Consider the following 21,541-nt stretch of genomic DNA (forward strand, 5'->3'; position numbering starts at 1 on the left):
AACTGTTGACTGCTGGTGAGCGAACGATGCGACTCTCAGACCGGGGTCGGGAGAACAGCGGCCGCGCTGGGGGCAGTCGCTCAGACGCCGCGTGTCTGGTAGCGGAACCGCTGCGGGAGCGTCACGTGGCCGACGATGTCGTCGTCCTCGCCGCCGCCGACCTGTATCTCTCCCGGCCCGTTCGCGCCGCCGATCGGGACGACGCCGGGCGCGATGCCGCCGTCGAGTGCCTCGGCGACCGTGTCGGCCACGTCGTACAGGTGCAGGCGGCCGTGCGACTCCCAGTAGGGCTGCGAAGCGACGACGGCCACCTGGAAGCCCGCGCGGACGCGGTTGCCGACCGGCCCCATCCGCGACTCGTTCTTGTCGACCAGTTCGACGTTGACGAACAACTCCGCGTCAGGGATGCCCGTCTTCGATGGCTGGTCGATGACGCGCGCCGGGTTGCCGTCGAGATAGCCGTCGACGAGCGGGTCGTACGCTTGGAGCGTCGTGACGATGGCTTCCAGGAGGTAGGCGAGACGGCCCTCTACCTGTGCCATCAGTTAGACCCTCCGTTCGGCGCGGCGGACCGCCTCGCGCAGGCGGTCGTTGATGTCGTCCTCGACGGCGTGCAACGCGGGGCCGAGAAACGGTTGAGCAGGCGTTCCTGGATGCTGGACCGTAGTCGCAAAGACAGTCTCACCGTCGGCCGTGAAGCGCAGCGGCGTGCCCGTGATGGTGTGCGGGCCAGTCCCGAACTCCACCTCGGGCGCGTACTCGACGTTGGTTCCGATGACGGCCCGAGCGAACCCCGCACCGATCTGCTCGACCACGTGGCCGATACTCGCCCGAAGCGTGCCGGTGTCGACCGGGGCACGCTGCTTGGCCTCGCGTTCGACCATCAAGGCGAGGTCCTCCAGCGCCCGGTTGACCTCCTCGACGACGAGTTCGCCGAAGCGGTCCAGGTCGCGGGCGAGGTCGGCGGGCGTATCGCCCTCCCACTCGACGTCGGCGGTGACGCGGACCATCAGACGGCCTCCGAGTAGCGCTCGCAGTCGAAGACGTACATCTCGGGCGTCGCTTTCCGAGCGTAGTGATGGCGCTCGTTGACGACCTTGTAGAGGTCGGCCGCCGACTCGTCGCGGTAGCGCGGCCAGACGCGGACGCGGTCGCCCACTTCCATTTGGCCTGCCCTATCGCGTGGCGACCAGATGGTGAGCGCGGCGTCGACGACTTCGCCGGCGGCCGTCCGGCCGAGGTTGCCCGCTTCGGCGGGCGAGGCCGCCATCACGTCGAGCCGGAGTTGCTCGACCCACTCTTCGGTGGGCTGGTTGAGGTCGTCGGTCCCCCCCGTCTCGACCTGTCGCTCGGCGACCAGTCGGTGGGCGTCGCGCTGGCGGTGGGACATGGGTTAGATGACCCCGACGTAGGCGACGACGGCGAGGAACGTGAACAGGAGCGCGAAGCCGCCGTAGGTGGCGACATGCCGCCACGAGTACGTTATCACGTGCCCTCGAAGAGCGGCCGAAGCGGCCATGTTGAGGAGTTGCCACGCGGCGAGGGCGAGGAACGCGCCGACGAGGAACTCACTCATCTTACTTCACGTCCTCGGCGACTTCCAGATGGATGTTCGAGTCGTGCGGGACTGGTCGATACGAGCCGTCGCCGTACTCGATGACGAACTCCACGGAATAGTCGCCCGCGGCCGCGAAGTCGCCCGACTGCACGTCGTAGGTGACCTGCCCGTCGCTGCCGTCCGTCACGTTCGTGGTCGAGGCGCCCGACAATTCGGCCGACTCGTCCGGCGCGTCGGCCCAGACGGTGACGGCGGTCGCCGACGACACGTCGATGGCGTTGCCGTCGCGATCCGTCAGCGTGTGCGTCAGCGCCGTGTAGTCGTCGCCGGGCTTGCGCTGGTAGTCCGGCGTCGACGTCTCGGCGATCGTGGGCGTGCCCGTCTGGACCTCCTCGACGACGTCGATGCGGAGGTTCCGGCCCGCGGGGACGTGCTGGTAGGAGGTGCCGGAGTTGCGGTTGATGACGAACTCGGCGTGGTACGTCCCCGCCGAGTCGAGTTCGGTCGTCCCGAACACGAACGAGACGACGCCGTTGGCGCCGTCCTCGATGGTGGCCGCCTGCCCGGAGATGACGGTACTGCCGGCGTCGTCCTCGACGTAGAGGTCGACGCTCGTCACCGACGAGACGTCGATGGCTGCGCCATCGCTGTCGGTGAGTGTGTAGGTGAACTTGCTATGGTCGTCACTCGGCTTGCGAGTGTGTGCGGTTGCTGGCATCTATATCAGGCCTCCGAACTTTCGGAGACGGTGTCGCCGCCCTCGTCGGGCGGTTCGTCACCTCCCTCGGGCGCGTCCGCTGTGGCATCCCGCCTGTCGGCGAGCGCATCAAGCGCCCCCGTTCTGTTCTGCCCCTCCCGTTCGGCGTGGGCGAGGCTGTCGAGACGGTCGTCGTACGCGCCCGTCGCGAGGGCGTCCTCGATTTCGGGGATGGTCTTGTCGAGGAGTGGGTACTCCGATTCGACACGCTCGAAGCCGTGATCGCGGCAGAGCCACTCGGGGACGGGGAGCGTTTCCTCGTCTTCGTCGTCCGTGTCGGCGTTCAGCGTCACGGTTTCCGCGGCGTCCACCGTGATGGTGTTGCCTTTCTCGACCTGGATGCCGAGCGGCCGGGACCGGTAGCGATGCGCCGGACCAGTGTAGCGAAGTTCGACGTCGGTCATGATTACTTCACCTCGGGGAACGAGACACCGAGCTGCGATTGCGTCCGATAGCCGGCCTCGCCGAGTGCCTGCTTGACCTCGTCACGAAGCGCCTGCGGGGGCCGGTAGTCGTAGCCCGCCCCAGAGACGAGGTCCTCGCTGTTGATGCCGTCCTCCTTGATGCCGGCGACGCGTTGGCGGGCCAGCCGGATGACGGCCGTCTGCACGATGAACGGGACGTCAGCGCTGGCCGCCCGCCAGCCAACGTCCTCGGCGCAGTACGCCTCGACACGCTCGGATTCTGCCTTGAGTGCGTCGTCGAGCAGCTGGTTCCAGTCGCTCTCGTCGAGCGCGAAGTCGACAGCCGTGAACTGCAGTTCAGTTGCGAAGCGGTCGCGGTCGACGTACGGGAACGGCACGTTAGGCCTCCGACAGCGCGTCGTCGAGGACATCGGTCGCGCCATTGCGATGCTTCCCCGACTTCTCTGCCTCGAGGAGTGCTTTCAGTTCGGCCTCCGAGAGCTCTCCGTCAGCGAGCGCCGCTTCGAGTTCGTCGATGGTCTTCTCTGACGGGTCGAACGGCGCCTCGAGTTCGACGTCTTCGTTCCCGTCTTCTTCCTCGCCGTCTTCGCCATCCGCGTCGTCGACTGCGACGGGGTCGAGCGAATCGCCGAACGCCGCCCACTCCTGCTCGGTCGGCTCGAACTCCTCGCCGCGCTCGATGATCTCGTCGTGTGAGTGGCGGCGGTACGAGTGGGTGCCCGTCCAGCGTGCGCGGTCAGGCATTTCAGACCCCCGTGTAGTGCAGGACGCCCGAGACGCCCTGGTACGTCGAGCGGAAGAAGGGGTTCCGGCACGAGAGGGCCTTGAAGTTCGTCACCATCGGGCCCGAGTCCCACGACAGGTTCGTCGGCGCCTGCGAGTCGACGACCGACAGCGTCTGCGGGTCGTTGATCACCATCACGATTTCGTCCTCGGGGATCATCGGCGTCTCGCGCAGCTGGACGTACGGGTGATCTTGCTGGAGGCGCGTCCGGACGTTCATGTTGCCGTCGCCGCGCGGGTCCTTCTTGTCCAACACCGCGTTGTGAGCGGTGTTGTAGTAGAGGTAGGCGCCACGCGAGCGCGGCATCATGTTCCGGTCAGAGTCGCCGCCCTGGTTCTCGAAGTCCGACAGCGCCTTCTCGATCGTGTCCTGGACGTTCCCCGGCGAGGACGTCGTCCAGCTACCGCTTGCAGAGCCCTGGATCCGCCCGGCGGTGTTCCGGTAGCCGTCGACGGTGAGTGTCCCGCCCTCGGGCATCGGGACAGCCGTGTCCCAGCCGTCGAGCATGAGCTTGTCCTCGCTCTCGCGGAGGATCCGCCCGGCCTCGCGGGCCTTGCGGGCCTCCTTGTCCGAGCCCATGTTCTCCGACTGTGCCTGTTCGCGCGAGGAGACGCGGTAGTCGACGTGCGTCATCGGCGTCGCGATGCCGACGGTCCCCTTGGCGGTGGCGATCTGGTCGGATTTCGCGCGGCCGTCCATCGAGCGCTCGGCCTCGATAGCGCCCTCGCTCTCGACCTGCTCGGTGTACTCGGTGTACGACAGGGAGGACGAGACGGTGTCGATCGCGAGCGCGTCGTCCATCAGCGTCAGCTGCAGGTTGACCTCGTCGATGATATCGTCGGAGCGGTCGACCCACTCCTCGTAGTCCATCACCTGCGCGTTCGCGCGCGGCGACGAGTTCGCCTTCAGCGTCGGGTTGAGATACCCCATCCGGAACGCACCGTCGAGCGTCTTCCAGAATGACGGGCCGTGCGCGGAGTTCGCGCGAATCTGCTTGATCGCCTGTTCCTGCTGGTCTGGCGTCCCGAAGACAGCCAGCTGGTGGAGGTGCGAGGGCGGTTCGAGCGCGTCGGTCGTGTCGTGATGTGCCTGCATGATTAGATCCTCCGAACGTTGATGCGAGCGCGTTCACCGGCGGCCGCACCGGAGTTGTCGACCGCTTCCGTCGCGACGAGAAGGCCAGCGCCGGCGGTCGTCGTTGCCTTCAGCGACCCATCCGAGTAGCTGCCGAGGATGTCGCCGGCGGAGATGTCCGCGTCCGCCGCCGCCGAGAGGTCGGTCCCCGAGGCGAGCAGTGCGTTCTGGGCGGTGTCGCCCGACCGCAGCACCATCGCCTGGACGACTGTGCCCGAGGTGATCGTGTCGTCGATCGGGTCCGTCGTCGTGTCGGCGTTTCGCAGCGGCGGCGTCGACGGGACTTCGATGAGCATCACCTCGGCGTCGGTCTTGTCGACGCTGTCGACCGGCGCGAGGATGGGCGTGCCGTCACTGGTGGTGCCGGTCTGTTCGACGAGTTCCCCCGGCGTGAGGTCCTCGCCAGCCTCGCCTTCGACGTACGGTTCGTCGTCGAGGAACCGCTTGCCGTCGATCGCAGCGGGAGACTTGCCCATCAGTCAAGCACCCCCGTTCCGTACGCGTCGGCGTCGTCGTCCGTCTGGGTGTTCGCCGTGACGCGGTCGGCCGTCCCCGTATGCCCGGGGAGTCCGGATCCGGCCGCCACTTCCTGTTCCTTGCGGTCGAGTTCCTCGTCGGGGAGGTCCGCGAGCCACTCGACGTCGTCCTGGTCGTAGTCCGCGGAGTTCGCCGCGATCTCCTCGGCGCGGTCGCGCTTGGATGCTTGCTCACGTTCCGTCCGGATGTCGTCGATGAGCGACTCGCGGAACTGATCGAGGTCGTCCGTGGTGACGACGTCGTCGGGGAGGTCGCCGTCGTCGACGCCCGCTCCACCGTTGTCGTCGTCATCGTCGTCGCCCGAGTCTGCGTTTGCCACCACGTCGCGGTGGAGTTTCTGTACGTGGTCGTCGCACGCGTCGTTGAGTGCGTCTCGCGTGATGTTGCTGTTCGCCGTGATTTCCTTGATGAGATTCTCTCTATCCATATCAGAGCCGTTCGCGGTCTGTGACTGCGAACTGGGACCCACACGGGATTCCGCCCGCTCGTCAGATGTGTCGGTGCCTTGGTCGCCGCCCGCTCGGTTGACGAGCGAGCGGATCTTCTCGAGAACGCTGGCGCCGTCCCCCGTCTGGGGCGCGGAGTCAGCGTCAGCATCTTCGTCGTCACTGTTCGCGCGGACGGGGACACGGAGCGTCGTATCCTCGGTGTTCGCCGTCACACCGCTGGGGTCGAACCCGCAATCCGGGAGCGTACAGCGGCCTTTCTTGTTCGGCAGGAGAGCGATGCTGTCCGGTGTGAGATTCCCCTCGACGTTCGCGCGGTGCTGGCCGTCGTAAACGCCCGGCGCAAGCGGCGTGGCGAAATACTGCGAGGAAACGTTCAGCGGCTCGCCGTTCTCCAGGGCGGCGACGATGTCTTCGGCCTCGCCGCCCAGCTCTGCGGCTCGATCGGCGTTCACCGCGAGATCCGCGTCGACGGAATCATCGGCGTTTCGTGTCGGGTCCAGCGCCTGACCGACAGTGATCTGCTTGCCGATCTCGGTGTTCGCCGAGACGACGCCGCCGCTATCGTCACGCGGATGGTTGACAGTGAGTGGCTTGCCGTCCCACTCGTCTGTCGAGGCGGCTACGTGGTCCGCGGGAACGTAGCCGCCCGCCAGCTGCATCGGGCGGATGAACGTGACGTCTTTCGCGACCAGATGGCGGTCACCATCGATCACGCGCTCTTCGACTTGGTCGGTGTCAACGCTGTTTGTGACTAACTGGTACTGCATGAGTTCGGGTTCGAGCTCGAAGGACTGGTTTCAGCCGACAACGGGGAGAATCGCGCACCGGCCGTTCGGATGACAGGGCGGCTGGAGTCGATACGCTCCAGCGAGTGAATCGGGCTCGTCGTCGCCGAGTTCGTCGGCGGTGATCTGGAACGTCCCGGTCCGCATCTCGCTGATCGAGAACTCCCGGCCGTCGAGGCGCTTGCAGATCGGGCAGACACGAGAGTCGCCCGCTGTGGACCACTCGCCGTGACTGACGGTCTCGACGCCGGCGTCCTCGTAGCGGTCGAGCGACGCCGTCGAGTAGGAGTTGATCACCTCTGTACGGGCCAAGGTTTCTGCCCGGGTGCGCTGGATGGTGCGGACCTCTTTCGTGATGCGGTCGGCAATCTTCCGCGGGTTCTGCCCCTGCGCCAGGCCCTTCGTGAGTTCGCGACGGAGTGGCTGGGCCATCTCCCGTGTGATGCCGCGGAGGTTCTCGAACGCCCGGCGGTACAGTTCTCGGAGTTGGCGCGTGGGGATCGGGAGATTCCCAAGCTCGTCGAACTCGCGATCCGGGACGTCGACGCCCTGTTGTCGGAGCCGGCCGGCCGCCCCGCTCCAGCCCTGCTTGTAGGCGGCCTTAACGTACCCGCCTGTCCAGTGGCCGCCCGAGGCGAGCGTCCCCTGCGGGACGCGTTCGAGGATCATGTCGTTGATCCACTGCTGGAGGTCCCGCTCGAACTGTCGAACCATCTCCTGACGCGTCGGGAAGTCGTACCGCTCGGTGGGTTCGGAGTCGTTGGCGGTGAGCCCGAACGCATCGTGTTCGTACCCGACGGTCCGTCGGATGAGTCCACGAAGCCGGCCGAAGCGGCGGCGGATCTCGCGGACGAAGTCCTGCCGAAGCGCGCGTGTACCGGTCGGGTCGGCCATCTATCCTCCATCTCGCCAGCCAGTCCAGCCACCGAGGACTTCGTCCTTCATGGCCGCCGCCAGCCGCGCGGATTTGAGGTGCCGCCGGGCGCCGCGGAACGTTCCGCCCATCGACGACCAGGCGTCGAGCAGGATAATCCGCGCAGGGGTCGAGGCCTGGCGCCACGATTTCGGCATCGTCCAGTCGTTGGCGGTCGGTCTGCCGCTACCAGTGGCGTTGCTCGTTACGTCCGCGACCGGGCTGTCCAAGTCGATCTTCGGCATCTCCGTCGCCTCAAGTTGCGACGCCGTGTAGAACCCGACGCCCACGCGAGCGTCTTTCAGCCCGACGATGTACGTCGGCGACGACGTCGACGCCTCGACCTCGCCGTTCTTTCCCTCGAACGGCTCCGTTCGGATGTCGGTGACGACGCCCAACCCCTGCGGTGTCTGGACGGGGTCGCCCTCAGCGAACTGCCGGGCGTTGCCGACCGCCTGGTGGAACGTCTCCCAGACGGCCGGGTCTGTCTCGTCGACGTTGTCGGTCGGCCCCTCTGTTCGATCTGGGAACGTCCCCGTCTCGACGAACTGCTCGGCCCGTTCTCCTCGAAGGTCGGGGACGGCCGTTTCGAGGTTTTTGACGACCTGCGATCGGTCGACTTCGAGTGAGGCTTTCTGCTCGTCGGACAGTTCCGTCAGATCCGGCCAGTTGATATCGTACGTGACGCCATTGGGCGACGGAAGGACGCCGTACTCGACGAGTGGATCGAGCGTCCCGCGGGCGATATGGGGTCCGGCGTACTGCTGCTGGCGTTCGCCGACGGTCCCCAGATAGTCTTTCTCGTCCTGCTGTGCGGAGGCGAGTTCGCCCGCACTCGCGCCCTCGATCATCCGTTTCGGGATGCCCGTATAGGCAGAGAGCGCCTTGATGTTCGGATCGATGATGCCGCTGGGGTCCTTGACCTCGCCGCCCAGGCGCTCGACGTCGGCCCCGACCGTCCGCATGAACGGCTGGAGGCCGTGGTACCAGTTGCGTGCGTCCTCGCCGACCAGTTCCTTGACGGATTCGGGGTCGACCTTCTCGGGGTCGATGTTGATCGCGAGACCGTAATCGGCAGCTCGATAGGAGAGTTCGGCAGTGGAGCCGTACGCCTTCTCCATGTCGAGGATGTTGTTCAGGACCGGCTCCATCCGCGGCCGCGACTTCGTCTCGTCGTCGTCCAGCTCTCGCGAGGGGATGTCGACGACGCGGGAGTGATGGACGTGGAGGACGCCACTTTCGTCGTCATCGGTCTCGACATCGGCGTCGTCGCCCAGGTCGATCTGGTACTCGATGGGCTCGCCCCACCGATCACTCCCCGGCTGGCCATACTCGATCTCCTCGATCATCGGCTCCGGGTAGACGCGGAACCCACGGAGGAATTCGAGGTTTGGCGCGTCACTGTCGGGCGGTGAGACCTGCTTCTTGAAGTCGTCAGGTCCGTTCGTGTCGGCGAAGTCGTAGACGAGAAGCCCGTGCTGACCGATGCCGGCCATGCGATCGGCACGGGCGGCGTAGCTCCAGACGTCGTGTTCGCGGGCGAGTGTTGCGACCGCTTGTTCGAACTCCGTCTGGTTATCGTCAGATTCGGAGTTGCACTCGCGACGGCCGCCGCGGTCGACGACTTCCGGTGCGTGCTTCCAGGTCGTCTTCGCCTTCTGTGCAACGACGGCGTAGGCCCAGGGGTTCCGGAGATACAGCGCGTAGTAGTTGTCCTCGTCCCAGCCGTCGTCACCGTCAGGCCAGCCGAACGTCTCGTAGTGATCGCGATGCTCGAAGCCCGAGTCACCGAGTTCGGAGGCGAGTCCCTGCCGAAGCCCGTTCGCGACGGCGTTGGCGACGAGAGTCTGGTCCTGTTTTGTCAGGCGACGGTCGGATGGTTCGTCTTCAGACATGCGTAGTTACCAGTCGAAGTAGTCGCTGTAGTCGCGGCTCGTCTCAGTCTCGGAGAGCCAGACCGCCATCAACGCTGCGTCCAGGTGGTCGGGCGACCGGCCCAGGCGTTCCTTCACCTCCGCCTTCGGCGTCGCAGCCAGCACGTCCGCGCCCCCGTCCCCGCGAGAACCGAGGTGTTTCTCCTCCCACTGGATCGTTCGAGCGGCCACCTTCGCCTGTTCGTAGAGATCGCTGTCGGCGAACGTCCCGCCCTGTTCGAGCCAGGTCGCGAACAGTCCGAGCGATTCGGCCCACTTGTCGTCGTACGCCGTCCCGTCGACGGCCTCACTCTGGTTCTTGAATCGCGTGACTGTCCCGAACCGGTCGTCGAGTCCATCCGCGAGGCCGGATCCTTCACCGACGGCGTCGACGGCCAGTCCCGGCGTGGGCCACTCGCGAATCTTCGCTGCCAGTCGCTGCTCCTGTGTGACGTGGTCGGTGCCACGTGCTGCGTACTCGTTCTTGAGGAACCGATTGTGGACGCCGAACGCGACTGTTTCGTCACCGCTGCGGGCGACGTCGATACCGAGTTCCGACGGCGTTTCGCGGGTCGGAGTAGCATCGGGGTCGTACGCGGTCTCGACGAGCGACGGGTCGAGTGGGCGGTAGACGCTGGCGCTTGCGGGGGGCGTCACGCCGATCCGGCGGCGGTACCAGCGAGCGTCCAGGTCATCGCGATGGACGTGCGCAGTCTTCGCCTGTTCGAACCCGGGCCACTCCTCACCGACGTACGACTCCCAGTCCTGCTTGATCTTCCAGACCGTCGCGAGTCCGTCGATTTTCTCACCGTCGACGGTGCCGCGTTCGACATGGACGTTGTGACTGTCGAACGACGTCAGGCGGATCGTCTCCCACGTCGGATCTTCGTACAGCTGCTGGAGGGAATTCGACTCGTCTTCGGGTGGATTGGCGATGGCGACGAGGCGGTCGCGCTGGTCGGAGACGAGCGACTCCATCGAGTCGAACGTCGCCTCGGTGACGTCGTCCTTGTCGGCTTCCTCGATTATTCCGAGGACGTATCCCCCGTGGACACCCTCGAGTTCGCCCGTGTCTTTCGGCGACGCGGCCTCGAAGTACTGGTTCGGGCGGCCGTCGATTTCGATGCGCGGCGGCGAACGCTTGTACTCGCCCGGGAGACCGATGCCACCGAGTGCGTTGTCGTGCAACGACTCGACCGGCTTGCAGAACGTCCGCTTGAGCTTCGGGTACGTGCCGGACGTCGCGAGGACAGAGCCAGGAGAGAGCGTGACGAGCCAGACGTTCGTGACACAGGCGAGGATGAACGACTTCCCGATGCCGTTCGCGGTCTGGACGAGGAGTTTCTCGTTCTCGACGATCGCCCGGCAGATCTTTCGCTGGGCCTCAGTGACCGTGACGTCCAGGTACGCTTCGATCGCGTCTTCCAGCCACGTGGGGTCGCCGCGCCGAGCGCGTTCGGAGAAGCGGCGGCTGACGTCTCGAAGGGAGGTCTCGGTCGTGCTCATCTTACTCGTCAGCGTCTTCTGCGGCGTCCATCCCGGCGAGCAGTTCCTCGTGGACGTTCACGTTGACCGTCGCGCCCTCGTCGTCTTCGTAGATCCCCGCCGCCTCACCCTGCTGTTCGAGGTGATGCGACTGCTCGCGACGCAGGAACGACCGCTGCTTCATGTCCGCGACCTCCTCGACGGCGGCGACCATCTTCTTGTAGATCGGATCGCCATCGGGGTCCTGGACATAGTAACTCTCACCCGAGTCAACCCGGCGGGTTTCGTCAGTAAACCGGATCCGCTTGTCGTAGGGCGTGGCTTCAGGCGGGAGTTCCTCTTCGTCGAGGACCTCCCAGTCGGGGACCTCGATCGGGTGGTCCTTGTGGTTCGTCGTCGACGCCGGTCGGAGGGCGACGACCTTCTCGCGTTCGGTGGCCGATAGCTCGGCTTCGCGAGCGCGGTCGTACAGGCGTTCGTGCCGGTCGATGATGCGCTCGCGGACGTGCGCCTGCTCTTTCTCGATCTGCTCGATGACCTCCTCTTTGGGGGCTTCGTTCAGGTAGCCGCGGATGGTCGACCGGGCGTACTCGTCGTAGCCGTGTTCGACGAACCGGTCTTGGATCTCGTCGACGTCGCAGCCGTCGAGATGCTTCCATTTGAGAGCGAGCGTGACGCGGCGGTCACGCGCGGACGTACGCGAGTCGGTCATGTTGCGGAGCGTTGAGGATTCGTATATAGTTTAAATACGGTTCGCGGGGGTTAGGGGCCGGACAGGACATCGCCCGTTCCGGGGTCAAGTTCGACAATTCGGACGTCGTCGCGAAGCAGCGCCAGCTCCCGTCGACTGCTGGCCTTGACCGGTGGGAGGACGAGCAGCGGGACGTACTCGGTGGCGTGTTTCGCGTACAGCCGCGCCTGTCCGAATCCGTCGGTGAGGCTGTCGGCGTCGTTCTCGACTTCGACGGCCCACGTGGCGAGCGAGCCCTCGGCGAGAAAGTCGGGTTCGCGACCCGTTCGGAGGGTTGGTTCGTGCGTGAGGTTGCCGGCGCCGACGCAGTCGGTCAGCCAGACGCGGACGATGTCGTGGAACGCGGCCTCGCTGATGGTCATCGATTCCTATCGCGGCGTTCACGACGCTGCTGTTTCTCGTAGACTGGCCGGAGGATCGTGGTCGGGTCGACGGTGAGGCGGTCGAGGAAGAACGTCAGGATGCTGCCGAGGACGGCGCCGGCGAGCATGAGCACGATCGGTTCGACCGGGTTGTGGGCCATGAGCTCTGTTGAAATCCTTGGGCTGTGACAGAAGCGCGTGCTGAATACTGAGGGTGGGTCTCGCTCGGAAGCCTTGTTTATCCCAAGCTGTCAGCACTGAACTATCTATCAAGTAGCGCGTGCATATCGGCCGCTTCCTAGAGAGTTATTTAGTCTTAAGAGAATAGCTCATTTGAGGGTCGATTATTCAATATGCCAAAGGAATCTGCTAATCGTCTGGTAAATTATCTCGAAAAGCAAGCGGGTCCATATTTCCGCGGAGCAATCCACTATTCTGAAGATGAATATTATATATTATATCTGCGAGACGACGTAGATTCTCTATACTCAAATGAGAAAATGGAGGAGCTGGTACAGTATTACCGGGAGGAAAATCAGTATCATTCTTCTGAGGAGCCGTTCGAACTCGGAAATAACCATTGTACTGTGAATTTTTACGACGGCGCGATACTATTCCACTTCACACAAGGAGACAGGCTCGGTACTGTAATCACCCTTGAACCGGAAGCAGGCCGAGATATTGTCGGATTCATCACAGAGTGTCTAAAACAGTTACACTATAACTCTCCACAGGAAATCCCCGAAGCACCGACGTGGTTGAGTGAATGACGCTCTCGTGTCGCATTCGTTCTGTCTCTATCCGCTCAGTACTGCTGAGCCTGTGAGTGTCTCGTGACTGACTCACGCCACGTATTCAGCACAGCCTCGACAAACTATCATAGGCAGAGGATTTCAACAGGCCTGGCCACGAGTTACCCTCCCAGCCCGAGCCAGTCGGGGACGACGTCGAACGAGCCGAACCCGTGCATGTGGTTCAGGAGGAGTGCGCCAGCGACGATGCCGGCGCCGAAGTAGTGCATCTCCTCGCGAGCCTGCCGGACGATGTAGTTGGGGATGCGTTTCGAGCGGTTCGCGGCACGCTCGCCGAGGAAAACGGCACTGATGACGGCGGCGAGGACGTTCTGGGCGGCGACGGGGTCGTGTGCCCACCAGATGCCGAGGACGACACCGAAGAAGAACGCGTGGAACTCGACGCCGTACGAGAACGGGCCGTTGTATTCGGTGTCGCTCTCGGAGTCGATGTTCGAGAGCTGCCCGAACAGCGGGACGCGGTCGACCAGCTGTTGATACGCGTTGGTGATGCGCGCGGTCCCCTCGGCTTCGGCGCTGACGGGGTCGGGGTGGTCTGTTCGGTTGAAGTGACCGGCGTACGCCTGCAGCGGGTTCTCGTGAGAGTCCGCGTCGAACGTCTCCCCGCAGCTCGGGCACTCGTAGGTCTTCTGCTCAGTCATGGATCGCGTGGTAGTGGTCCGTCAGTTTCGCGTGACCGTAGGCGAACACCAGCAGCACGCCCACGAATCCAGTGAGGATGAAGAACGCCGCTGTGAACGACGGGGGGAAGAAAAACCGCGACGACAACGCCGCGAGCGAGAGCCCAGCGACGAGGTACGCCCAGTGGAACACCGGCGGTGAGGAGTTGTCGCCGTACCGGAGGTCGAAGAACAGCGCCGTGATCACCACGCCCGTCAGAAAGCCAGCGAGGCGAGCCAATTCGAGCGCCGAGGTGGGATCGTCAGGCATCGGGCATCACCGCCGTCTGAGTGCTTCGCCGACGCCGAGCGTCCCGAGGATGATCGAGACGAACGCCATTACGACGGTCTGTGAGACCTGGAAGTTGCCGTACCGGGCGCCGAGGAACGCGTAGCCAACGAACACCGCGCACATGGCGATGCCGAGCGCGCGTGCGAGAGGATCTTGCTCGTCCATGCATGGTATCAAAGGTCGCTGCGGCGCCGTCGCGCAGGCAACGATTCGGGTACGCGCGGGAGGGGAATCGAACACCCTCACGTCGGGGTGGCCGCGTCGTCGATTGTCTCGACGCTTACAGCGGCGTCCGACGCCCAAGCCAGGCGCGCAAGGCGGGCGGATTTGGGATTGACTACTGGATATGGTCGAACCAGACGATAGTGAAGGACGAACGAGTACGAGGGTCTGCAGGAGCGCGTGAGCGGTCCCATCCACTCACGGACAAGCAAGCGAACTCGCGTCAGTTCCGTCGCCGACGGTAGTGTGCTGACCGCCCGCTCAGAGTCCGGTACAGGTCCCTCGCTCCTCGCTCTCGCAACTCATCAGTCATCGGGACCCGTATCGTGTCACAGTCAGACGTCGATCGTATCGCGATCGAGGACGCGATACGTTTCCCCGCCGACGTCGACGCGGAGTGTCGTCCGGTCGATGTCTGCGATGTCCGGCGTCGGGATCTCGTCGACGACGTCGCCCTCGAGAACGTCGTCGCCGAAGTGAAAGCAGACGCGGCGCTGCTGTGTCGACATGGCTCAGACTAAGGCCGGGTCGTCCGGGAACGGCTCGTCGAACGCGCGTTCGTACAGTTCGGCGACGCGGTCGTGAATTTCCTCGTTCACGCAGCCGTGTTCGCTGGGTGCGGAGGCACAGACCGCCTCCTGGTAGCGGTCGCTCGGGAACTTGACGTCGCTCGTCGAGGCGTATCGGGATTCGCGCGCGCAGACCGGGCACTTCGGCGAGCAGAACTCCCGCATCCACTGGACGTCGAAGCCCTTGGTGGCGAGGCGCTCGGCCAGCGTCAGCCAGACCGACGCGTCGAACGCCCGGTCGTCGGCCGCCTTGATCTTCTTGATCGCGATGTGCGCCCGGCCGACCGACTTCGGGTCGGCGCCGGCTTTCGAGTAGACGCGCTTGTAGTACGTCTGGAGCGCGCTCGCTTCGGAGCGGAGTTCGCCGTTCGTCAGTGCCCCCTCGCGGGTGGCCCAGTCGCCGGCGGCCAGTGGATGTTCGACCGGCGTGCGAACGCGGACGCCGTGGTCGGGGTGCCACGACGAGGCTTCGCTCAGCGGTGCTCCTGACGCTGGATCGAATGCTAAGTCTCCCTTCATGAGCGACGAGAAAGCCGATGCTGTCAGTTCGGGTTGCCCATCATCCCCGCCGTGGGTCGGGCCGCCCGTGCGATCGGAGTTACCCTGTGCTACTGGTTCGAACTACAAAAACTCAACTTCGCTGGTTACTCCTTGCCGGCTGGTGAGAGTCGGTACAGTGGCGTCCGCGTCGCCGTTGGGTTCGCGACGCGTTCTGCCTCGCCGGCGTCGATGAGGTTCTGGATGGCGTTGCGGACTGATCGATCGGGCGTACCGGTCGCGTTGGCGATCTCTCGTCTGGACAGTGGTTCGTCGGCCGTGCGGAGGATGTGGTAGACGAAGCGTGTCGTCGGGCCCTCGTCCTGGACAGTCGGTGGGAGTGGTTGGAGTGTCATGCCGGCTTCCCTCCTGGAAGGTAGCTGTAGTCAATCTCGCGCGGTGCTTTCTCGCAGTCGTACTGAAAGTGCGTATCGTGACGCTGGTTCTCGCCGAACGGTTTCTCACAGAACGGACACGCGGTCATCACGACCGTCCGACCGTTCCGCTGGTTCTGGCGGTACTCGATCGCCATCAGTGATCCTCCAATCGCTGCAGCTGTTCGTAACAGTAGGCGACGACGTCCTTCGGCACAGGGTCCCACTCTACAATCGTGTCGACGATCGTCTGGACGTACTCGACGTCGCCCACGTACGCGTACCACTTCTCGCCGTTCTTTCTCACGCGAATCAGGTCACGCTTTTCCATTCCTCGCGTCAGCGCTGTCTGGAACGCTGAGCGTTCGTTCGGTTTCGAGGCGTGATAGTCCGTGTCTCCACCGCCGAAGCTGAGGAGCATCGCGAGGCGGTCTTCGGCGATGAACGTCGGTTGGTTGTGTACCGTGTTCTTCTCGACCGTCCCGACCACGCGGTCGTACGCCCGCTTCGTATCGATTCCGTCCTCGTCTGTGTTCTCGTTCTCGGTCTCGTTCATCTGAACCGTGGTGTCGGGAACCGCACCTCGTCTCGGGACGCCCGACCACGCCCCTCGTCATCCCCCGCCCCGCTACCACCCACCTTACAGGTGTTGTAAGTAGGGTATTCCACGCCTCTGTTCTTCTAACGCCGAAGACGACGCCGAAGAACGACGTACCTTACAGTAGCGAAGCGAGCTTGTACAAGCTCAGCTTGGTACGTCTCCAAGCGAGGTTTAGTTAGGCGGTGGGATGCCGCGGAAGATTACTGTCGAGAGAGCGTGAGACGGCGGCGGCTGACACCCCACCCCCACGGCCCGCCTTACAACACCTGTAAGGCCGGTGTGAGCCGAGGTCATTCCGCGTTCACCCCGAGCGAGAGCCGATAGACGCCGTCTTTCTTCTTCACCTGCGAGTAGCGGGTGGAGTCAGCGGCCCAGGTGTCGACCTGGTTGAACACGCGCTTCACCTGCGTGGTCTGCAGGGATTCGTTCCGCGCGGTCTCCAGACGGCGCCGGACCTCACCGGCGTGCAGGAGGACGCGAGCGCCGTTCGCGTCGTTCTTGAGCTGTCCCCAGTCGGCGAGATTGTGTAGCAGTAGTTCGGCACGTTCCTTTGTCGCCGAGACATCGTCGACGACGGTCGCGACGCCGTCCTTCACGACCTTCGCGATTTTATCATCGCCGGGGACCGAATCCAGCAGGTCGACACCGGTCTCTTCGGCGACGTGGTTCATCTGCCGCCGGATGCGGGCGACGTCGCGCTTCACCGACTGGTGGTTCGTGATCTGTTTCTCGCGAATGGCGTCGATCTGCTCGGACTGAACGCGGTCGACGAGCGGGTCAGTGCTGTCTGCGCGCTCTTCGACGGACTCGACGACCGTGGGGGAGGGCTGTTCGCCGAACAGGAACTGGTAGAGCGCTTCGCTCTCGTCGCGGCTGTTGTCGAGCATCAGGCCGATCGGGTGATTGCCGATCCAGAGGTTCGCGGGGTTCCCGCCGTTCCCGCGGAACTCGACGGTGGGACGTTCGTGGATGCGTCGGACATGAGCGACGGCGGCGTGGGCGGCGTTCTCCGCGCACTCACGGGCGTCGCGCTCGGCATCGAGTTCGTCCTGGAGGCGCTCGTTCTCGGCCTCCAGGTCCGCGACACGTTGTTCGAGGCGCTCGGTTTTCGATCGCTGGCGGTCGAGTCCGTCCTCGAGGTCGCGAACGCGGTCGAGCACTCGCTGCAGCGTGTGGGTGTCGGTCGCCTGCCGCTCCAGGTCCGGGGTGCTCACGTCCCGTCACCCCCCGTGACGGCGTCCAGTCGGTTGAGTAGCGGAACGAACTCCTCGGCGTCGGCGTCGACGCTGTCGATACGGTCCTGGCCGGTGAGCGCGCGGTTCTGGGCCTTGACCTGCTTGTGGAGCGCCTCGACGAGCGCCCGGAGTTCGTCGACCTCGCTTTCGAGGGCGTCGATGCGTTGCGCGGCGTTGGTGTCGGTTGCCGTCTCGGCGGGCAGGTCGATGTCGGCGGCCGTCCCCTCTTCGAGGTCGGTGGTCGTCGCGACGACCTGACCCGCCGATTCGGTCTGGGCGTGTGGCGGTGTCCGCTTCGACTCGGTGGTATCGTCGTTTGAGGGTTCGGCGTCGAGGCGGTCGGCGGCGGTCGCGAAGTGGTCCATCGTGATCCGGTCGGCGTGCTCGTCGAATGCGACCATGACCGCCTCGCTACAGAGGTCGTCGACGTAGTCTGGCTCGCCGCCGTACTCATCGGCGAGGGCCGCGGCGGTGGTGTCGTCGGCCAGCTTCGCCGAGGCCTCGTCGAGTTTCTGCTCCCAGACGAGTTCGGCGCCGGCGGTCTGGCTCATGCCGCACACCACCCGGTTTCCGCTGCAGAATGTACAGACTTCTCTATCGCGGAATGTGGTTCATTCGACCGAGAAGGGGCGTTTCCCTGGCGTCCACGGGGGTTGAACCGTGGGATTGTCAGGGTTTTAGTTGAAGCCGGTGGAGGGATTTGAACCCTCGGCCTATTCCTTACGAAGGAATCGCTCTGCCAGCTGAGCTACACCGGCGCGGTGGGCTTTCGAACGCATCCTATCGTATTCCGATGACAAAGAAAAGGCTTCCGAATCAGCGCGCAGTGAGCGTCACGTCAACACACACGTTGTGCTCGTGCGGCGCGTACGACCGGACGATCCGCTCGGTGTCCACCCGGACGTCGTACTGCGGTTCTGCCGCCTCCCGGATCGCTTCGATACCGGGGCCGAACGGGTCGTCCTCGTGCTGGATGTCGTAGTAGTGGAGGACGCACTCGTCGCCTGCGAGTCGGACCGCGGTGTCGAGGAAGTCGTCGGCGCTGTGGGGGAGGTTCATCACCAGACGCTCGGCCCAGCCCTCGTAGTCGTCGACCACCTCGCGCACGTCGCCCTGAATCGCGGTCACGCGCTCTGCGACGCCGTTGCGCCGCGCGTTCTCCCGGAGGTAGTCGACGGCGACGGGGTTGAGGTCGCATCCGACCGCCTCCGCGCCGCGCTTGGCCATCGGGACGACGAACGGCCCGACGCCGGCGAACATGTCGAAGACGCGTTCGCCCTCGTGGACCTGTTCGACCACGCGGTGGCGTTCGGTCGCCAGTCGGGGAGAGAAGTAGACCTCGGCGATGTCGAGGAGGAACTCGCAACCGTACTCGCGGTGGACCGTCTCCGTCGCGGTCGAGTGCGCCGAACGGTCGCTCGGCGAGTCGTCCTCCGCGGCGGCGTCCACGAGGACGTCCCAGTCGCGGACCCGGAGTTCACCCTTCACCTTCGAGGCGCGGTTGACGACGGTCCGCGCGCGGAGGTCCGAGGCGGCGATGGCGTCGGCGATACGCCTGGCGCGTTCGGGGTCGTCCTCGTCCAGAATCACCACGTCGCCGAGGCGTTCGTACGTCGGTTCGAAGCCGAGGACGTCTTCGGGCATCGTCTGCGTCTCGCGGGGCGGCGCGTCGAACTCGACCACGTCGTACGCGTCTTCGGCCGCAGTCGCGTCCGTCACGGGGATGTAGAGCGACCCCTCGCGGGCGGTGATCTGGAAGGACTGGTCCACCAGGTCCCGGTCCGCGAGGGCGCGCCGCGTCGCCTCCCCCTCGTCGGTCGAGACGCGGACGCACGGAACGTTCATGCGCGATGCTGACGGTGCGGCGGAGTAAGCGTGACGCTTCGGCGGCCGGCGACTGGCGATTGGCGACGGACGACCGGGCCGCGGCGACGAGGGGGCGTCGGAGGGCGCACGGGGGGCCGTCAGCAGACGACGACCGGTTCGGACGCGCGGCGGCCCTCCTCTACCCGACCCAACCACTCGCTCACGGCGACGGTGTGGCCGCCGCGGACGTGCGGGACCACGTTCGTCAGGACGCCGTCCTCGTAGACGGCGACGACGATGGGCGGCAGATACTGCGCCTCGTGTTCCGGCCCCATCCGTCCCGTCCCGACCGTCGCCTCGCGGTCGAACTCCGGAAGCCTCGCGCTCGTCACCCGCGCCCACTCGCGGAAGTCGGCCACGCGCCGTCGTGCGAGTCGCTTCCGCGGTTCGACCGGTTCGCCGAGGAACACCGTGCGGTCCCACTCGCGGACCACGACCCTGTCGGCGTAGCCGTCGCGTTCGAGACGGCGAATCCGGCCGACGCAGGGATGCTCGCGGTGCGCTTCGTCCGGGGTGTGTCTCGTCCACACCTCGATAGTGCGGCCGTTGGCGGGCACCGCCGTCGCCGGCGTTCGAGTCGTCACCTCCTTCGAATGTTTCATCTCTGACACCTCCTCGTTCGAACCCACGCGCTCGGCGCGCATGAACCGCGTGACCGGTTCCCGCGGCGTGGGAACGGGGCCCGCATCGACCGGGAGGCGGCCGGCCTGCGAGTCACCGCGGCGTTCAAGCCCCGGCCGCCCGTCACGGCCCCTGTGTCACCCACGCGCGTTCGACCGACGACCGCAGACGCACGGACGACGGGGCGGGAGCGATGACGCCGTCGCTCCCCGACGCCCTCGGAATCGGCGACGACTCCGTCCTCGCCGTCGTCGGCGCCGGCGGCAAGAAGACCGCGCTGTACCGCCTCGCGACCGAACTGTCCGACGCGGTACTCACGGCGACGGTCCGCATCCCCATCTTCGACGACCACGTCGAACGCGTCGCCGTCACCGACGACCCCGCGTCGGCCGCGACGGCCGTCGCCGAACGACCGCTCGGTCTGGTCCCCGAACGGGAACGGGCGGACCGCTACCGCGGGTACGACCCGAGCGTCGTCGACGAACTCGCCGCGGCGGGCGAGACGCCGCTTCTGGTGAAAGCCGACGGCGCGAGAAATCGCCTGTTCAAGGCCCCCGGCGAGGGCGAACCGCAGATACCCGACGCCGCGACGGTGGTCGCGCCGGTGGTGTCGGCCCGGGTCGTCGGCGAACCGCTCTCGGCGGAGGCGGTCCACCGGCCGGAACGGGTCGCCGAACTCACCGACTGCGCGCCGGGCGAGACGGTCCGCCCCGCCCACGTCGCCGCGGTGCTCGCCGACGCGACGGGCGGCCTGCGGGGCGTCCCCGACGGCGCGTCGGTCGTGCCCGTCGTGAACATGGCCGACACGCCCGCACTCGAATCGGTCGGCCGGGAGGTGGCGGCGGGCGTCCTCGACCGGGCGCCGGCCGTCTCGCGCGTCCTCGTCACTCGGCTGAACGCCGAGGCGGCCGTCGTCGACGTGGTCGAACGCGACCAGACCGCGTCGTCACTCTAACGCTCGCTCCGCGGCCCGCAACTCCGCTCGCGTGTTGACGTTCTCGAACGTAGCAGGCGCGGCGCGGTCCCTGACCTCCGCTTCGGTCACGGTCACGCACGACGCCAGTTCGTCCACCGCCGCGAGGACCTTCCGGTCCCCGCGGTCGAGCGCGCGTTCGCACGCCGCGACCATCGCCGCGGTCCGGTAGACCGCTTGTGTCGGCTGGTACCACTCGCCGTCGGGGCGCGGGACGGCGGCGTCGTGACCCGCCGCCCGGTCGAACAGGTACGAGACGAACGCGGGGTCGACGAACGGCATGTCGCAGGCGACGACGGCGGCGTACTCGGACTCGACGGCCGACAGGCCGGTGTGGATGCCGGCCATCGGTCCGCGGTCCGGCACGGGGTCGGTGGCGAGGGCGACGGGGACGTCGCAGCCCTCGACGGCCGTCCGGAACGCCGCCCGCTGGTCGTCGCGGCAGTTCACGACGAGTCGGTCGCAGACGCGGGCGAGTCTGTCGGCGACGCGTCGGACGAGGGGACGGCCGGCCAGTTCGGCCAGCGCCTTGTCGCCGTCCCCGAAGCGCGTGGAGTAGCCGCCGCCGAGAATCACTCCCTCGCGCGTCGATGCCTCGCTCATACCTCGTCACTCTCGGCACGCACAGAAAAATCCGGAGGCAGAGTCGGTGGGGGACGCGGCGGCGCTCGGGACTCGACGCCGGTCGGAGCGACCACTCTTGGAAGTGGCGACCGTACCGGAGGTATGGCCTACCGTGCCGTCCTCGCGAACCGCGACATCCGCTGTGAGGGGTACACGATGACCGACCACGGCGTCGAACTGTACGACGAGGAGGAGACGTTCCTGGCGTTCGTCCCGTACGAACACCTGCACTCGCTGTTGGACGAAGAGGCGACGACGGAACCGGACCCGGCGATACTCTGAGTCGGACGCGGAGGGCCGCTC

The 21,541-nt window shown here is 65.8% G+C and carries 33 protein-coding genes and 1 tRNA gene; 4 read left to right on the top strand and 30 right to left on the bottom strand.

Translation table 11 applies throughout. The annotated features are described in order from the left end of the window. Window positions 1-80: 80 nt before the first annotated feature. From BM310_RS21270 to BM310_RS21275, 17 genes are read right to left on the bottom strand one after another with little or no spacing between them, the layout of a single operon-like run. Entirely contained in the window at window positions 81-542 is a 462-nt protein-coding gene (locus BM310_RS21270; protein ID WP_089805545.1) for a hypothetical protein, read from the bottom strand. A 3-nt stretch (window positions 543-545) separates the two neighbouring features. After that, entirely contained in the window at window positions 546-1,010 is a 465-nt protein-coding gene (locus tag BM310_RS05965; RefSeq protein WP_089805547.1) for an HK97-gp10 family putative phage morphogenesis protein, read from the bottom strand. Continuing rightward, on the bottom strand, window positions 1,010-1,390 hold the full coding sequence (locus BM310_RS05970; protein ID WP_089805549.1) for a hypothetical protein: 381 nt from the start codon (window positions 1,388-1,390) through the stop codon (window positions 1,010-1,012). The genes BM310_RS05965 and BM310_RS05970 overlap by 1 nt, the downstream gene beginning before the upstream one ends. A 3-nt stretch (window positions 1,391-1,393) precedes the next feature. After that, window positions 1,394-1,576, bottom strand: coding sequence for a hypothetical protein (locus tag BM310_RS05975; RefSeq protein ID WP_089805551.1), 183 nt, complete (start codon window positions 1,574-1,576; stop codon window positions 1,394-1,396). A 1-nt stretch (window position 1,577) separates the two neighbouring features. Continuing rightward, window positions 1,578-2,276 carry a COG1361 family protein gene (locus BM310_RS05980; RefSeq protein WP_089805553.1) on the bottom strand — a complete coding sequence of 233 codons (699 nt, stop codon included), beginning with the start codon at window positions 2,274-2,276 and terminating at the stop codon, window positions 1,578-1,580. Between the two features lie 5 nt (window positions 2,277-2,281). Continuing rightward, window positions 2,282-2,719, bottom strand: coding sequence for a hypothetical protein (locus tag BM310_RS05985; protein WP_089805555.1), 438 nt, complete (start codon window positions 2,717-2,719; stop codon window positions 2,282-2,284). A 2-nt stretch (window positions 2,720-2,721) separates the two neighbouring features. Then, window positions 2,722-3,117 carry a hypothetical protein gene (locus BM310_RS05990; protein ID WP_089805557.1) on the bottom strand — a complete coding sequence of 132 codons (396 nt, stop codon included), beginning with the start codon at window positions 3,115-3,117 and terminating at the stop codon, window positions 2,722-2,724. Window position 3,118: 1 nt separating this feature from the next. Further along, window positions 3,119-3,484 carry a hypothetical protein gene (locus BM310_RS05995; protein WP_089805559.1) on the bottom strand — a complete coding sequence of 122 codons (366 nt, stop codon included), beginning with the start codon at window positions 3,482-3,484 and terminating at the stop codon, window positions 3,119-3,121. 1 nt (window position 3,485) lies between these two features. Beyond that, on the bottom strand, window positions 3,486-4,619 hold the full coding sequence (locus BM310_RS06000; protein WP_089805561.1) for a hypothetical protein: 1,134 nt from the start codon (window positions 4,617-4,619) through the stop codon (window positions 3,486-3,488). A gap of 2 nt (window positions 4,620-4,621) precedes the next feature. Beyond that, entirely contained in the window at window positions 4,622-5,134 is a 513-nt protein-coding gene (locus BM310_RS06005) for a hypothetical protein (protein WP_089805563.1), read from the bottom strand. Beyond that, window positions 5,134-6,411 carry a DUF2213 domain-containing protein gene (locus BM310_RS06010; protein WP_089805566.1) on the bottom strand — a complete coding sequence of 426 codons (1,278 nt, stop codon included), beginning with the start codon at window positions 6,409-6,411 and terminating at the stop codon, window positions 5,134-5,136. Before BM310_RS06010 ends, BM310_RS06005 begins: the two co-directional genes overlap by 1 nt. 30 nt (window positions 6,412-6,441) lie before the next feature. Then, window positions 6,442-7,323 carry a phage head morphogenesis protein gene (locus BM310_RS06015; protein WP_089805567.1) on the bottom strand — a complete coding sequence of 294 codons (882 nt, stop codon included), beginning with the start codon at window positions 7,321-7,323 and terminating at the stop codon, window positions 6,442-6,444. Further along, window positions 7,324-9,237, bottom strand: a complete 1,914-nt coding sequence (locus tag BM310_RS06020) for an anti-CBASS protein Acb1 family protein (protein ID WP_089805569.1) — start codon at window positions 9,235-9,237, stop codon at window positions 7,324-7,326. It lies immediately after the preceding gene. A 6-nt stretch (window positions 9,238-9,243) separates the two neighbouring features. After that, on the bottom strand, window positions 9,244-10,761 hold the full coding sequence (locus tag BM310_RS06025; RefSeq protein ID WP_089805571.1) for a hypothetical protein: 1,518 nt from the start codon (window positions 10,759-10,761) through the stop codon (window positions 9,244-9,246). 1 nt (window position 10,762) lies between these two features. Next, window positions 10,763-11,452 carry a hypothetical protein gene (locus BM310_RS06030; protein ID WP_089805573.1) on the bottom strand — a complete coding sequence of 230 codons (690 nt, stop codon included), beginning with the start codon at window positions 11,450-11,452 and terminating at the stop codon, window positions 10,763-10,765. Between the two features lie 50 nt (window positions 11,453-11,502). Beyond that, window positions 11,503-11,853 carry a hypothetical protein gene (locus tag BM310_RS06035; protein WP_089805575.1) on the bottom strand — a complete coding sequence of 117 codons (351 nt, stop codon included), beginning with the start codon at window positions 11,851-11,853 and terminating at the stop codon, window positions 11,503-11,505. Beyond that, window positions 11,850-11,987: a hypothetical protein gene (locus BM310_RS21275; protein ID WP_177232541.1), complete on the bottom strand. Its 138-nt coding sequence runs from the start codon at window positions 11,985-11,987 to the stop codon at window positions 11,850-11,852. The genes BM310_RS06035 and BM310_RS21275 overlap by 4 nt, the downstream gene beginning before the upstream one ends. Window positions 11,988-12,206: 219 nt before the next feature. Here BM310_RS21275 and BM310_RS06040 point away from each other — a divergent pair, with 219 nt between their 5' ends. Then, entirely contained in the window at window positions 12,207-12,623 is a 417-nt protein-coding gene (locus BM310_RS06040) for a DUF7522 family protein (RefSeq protein WP_089805576.1), read from the top strand. Window positions 12,624-12,766: 143 nt separating this feature from the next. On the opposite strand, the gene BM310_RS06045 is transcribed toward BM310_RS06040, so the two are convergent. The 3 genes from BM310_RS06045 to BM310_RS06055 are packed head-to-tail and all read right to left on the bottom strand — an operon-like array spanning window position 12,767 to window position 13,781. Beyond that, on the bottom strand, window positions 12,767-13,306 hold the full coding sequence (locus BM310_RS06045; protein WP_089805578.1) for a hypothetical protein: 540 nt from the start codon (window positions 13,304-13,306) through the stop codon (window positions 12,767-12,769). After that, window positions 13,299-13,595, bottom strand: coding sequence for a hypothetical protein (locus tag BM310_RS06050; RefSeq protein WP_089805582.1), 297 nt, complete (start codon window positions 13,593-13,595; stop codon window positions 13,299-13,301). The genes BM310_RS06045 and BM310_RS06050 overlap by 8 nt, the downstream gene beginning before the upstream one ends. A 6-nt stretch (window positions 13,596-13,601) precedes the next feature. Continuing rightward, on the bottom strand, window positions 13,602-13,781 hold the full coding sequence (locus BM310_RS06055; protein WP_089805584.1) for a hypothetical protein: 180 nt from the start codon (window positions 13,779-13,781) through the stop codon (window positions 13,602-13,604). 383 nt (window positions 13,782-14,164) lie between these two features. Between BM310_RS06055 and BM310_RS20875 the strand changes: the two genes are divergently transcribed. Then, window positions 14,165-14,359 (top strand): hypothetical protein, encoded by a 195-nt coding sequence (locus tag BM310_RS20875; protein ID WP_143105115.1) that lies wholly within the window; start codon window positions 14,165-14,167, stop codon window positions 14,357-14,359. Here BM310_RS20875 and BM310_RS06060 read toward each other — a convergent pair. The 9 genes from BM310_RS06060 to BM310_RS06100 form a co-directional block, all read right to left on the bottom strand. After that, window positions 14,351-14,926: a hypothetical protein gene (locus BM310_RS06060; protein ID WP_089805586.1), complete on the bottom strand. Its 576-nt coding sequence runs from the start codon at window positions 14,924-14,926 to the stop codon at window positions 14,351-14,353. The two genes, BM310_RS20875 and BM310_RS06060, sit on opposite strands and share 9 nt — an antisense overlap. A gap of 125 nt (window positions 14,927-15,051) precedes the next feature. Next, window positions 15,052-15,300, bottom strand: a complete 249-nt coding sequence (locus tag BM310_RS06065; protein WP_089805588.1) for an ATP-binding protein — start codon at window positions 15,298-15,300, stop codon at window positions 15,052-15,054. Next, window positions 15,297-15,476, bottom strand: a complete 180-nt coding sequence (locus BM310_RS06070; RefSeq protein ID WP_089805590.1) for a hypothetical protein — start codon at window positions 15,474-15,476, stop codon at window positions 15,297-15,299. Before BM310_RS06070 ends, BM310_RS06065 begins: the two co-directional genes overlap by 4 nt. After that, window positions 15,476-15,874 carry a hypothetical protein gene (locus BM310_RS06075; RefSeq protein WP_089805592.1) on the bottom strand — a complete coding sequence of 133 codons (399 nt, stop codon included), beginning with the start codon at window positions 15,872-15,874 and terminating at the stop codon, window positions 15,476-15,478. The genes BM310_RS06070 and BM310_RS06075 overlap by 1 nt, the downstream gene beginning before the upstream one ends. Before the next feature lie 335 nt (window positions 15,875-16,209). Beyond that, entirely contained in the window at window positions 16,210-17,133 is a 924-nt protein-coding gene (locus tag BM310_RS06080) for a hypothetical protein (RefSeq protein WP_089805594.1), read from the bottom strand. After that, a complete protein-coding gene (locus tag BM310_RS06085; RefSeq protein ID WP_089805596.1) occupies window positions 17,130-17,705 on the bottom strand; it encodes a hypothetical protein in 576 nt (191 codons plus the stop codon). Before BM310_RS06085 ends, BM310_RS06080 begins: the two co-directional genes overlap by 4 nt. Window positions 17,706-17,839: 134 nt before the next feature. Further along, window positions 17,840-17,912 (bottom strand) — tRNA-Thr (locus tag BM310_RS06090). A gap of 58 nt (window positions 17,913-17,970) precedes the next feature. Further along, window positions 17,971-18,999 carry a class I SAM-dependent methyltransferase gene (locus BM310_RS06095; protein WP_089805598.1) on the bottom strand — a complete coding sequence of 343 codons (1,029 nt, stop codon included), beginning with the start codon at window positions 18,997-18,999 and terminating at the stop codon, window positions 17,971-17,973. 119 nt (window positions 19,000-19,118) lie between these two features. Then, window positions 19,119-19,622: an HTH domain-containing protein gene (locus BM310_RS06100; RefSeq protein ID WP_143105116.1), complete on the bottom strand. Its 504-nt coding sequence runs from the start codon at window positions 19,620-19,622 to the stop codon at window positions 19,119-19,121. Between the two features lie 212 nt (window positions 19,623-19,834). Between BM310_RS06100 and yqeC the strand changes: the two genes are divergently transcribed. Then, window positions 19,835-20,596 (top strand): selenium cofactor biosynthesis protein YqeC, encoded by a 762-nt coding sequence (gene yqeC / locus BM310_RS06105; RefSeq protein ID WP_089805602.1) that lies wholly within the window; start codon window positions 19,835-19,837, stop codon window positions 20,594-20,596. On the opposite strand, the gene BM310_RS06110 is transcribed toward yqeC, so the two are convergent. Beyond that, window positions 20,588-21,217 carry a molybdenum cofactor guanylyltransferase gene (locus tag BM310_RS06110; protein WP_089805604.1) on the bottom strand — a complete coding sequence of 210 codons (630 nt, stop codon included), beginning with the start codon at window positions 21,215-21,217 and terminating at the stop codon, window positions 20,588-20,590. The two genes, yqeC and BM310_RS06110, sit on opposite strands and share 9 nt — an antisense overlap. A 123-nt stretch (window positions 21,218-21,340) precedes the next feature. Here BM310_RS06110 and BM310_RS06115 point away from each other — a divergent pair, with 123 nt between their 5' ends. Then, window positions 21,341-21,520, top strand: coding sequence for a hypothetical protein (locus BM310_RS06115; RefSeq protein WP_089805606.1), 180 nt, complete (start codon window positions 21,341-21,343; stop codon window positions 21,518-21,520). The last annotated feature ends 21 nt before the right edge of the window (window positions 21,521-21,541 follow it).

Source organism: Halogeometricum rufum (genome assembly GCF_900112175.1).
GTDB classification, from domain to species: Archaea; Halobacteriota; Halobacteria; order Halobacteriales; family Haloferacaceae; genus Halogeometricum; species Halogeometricum rufum.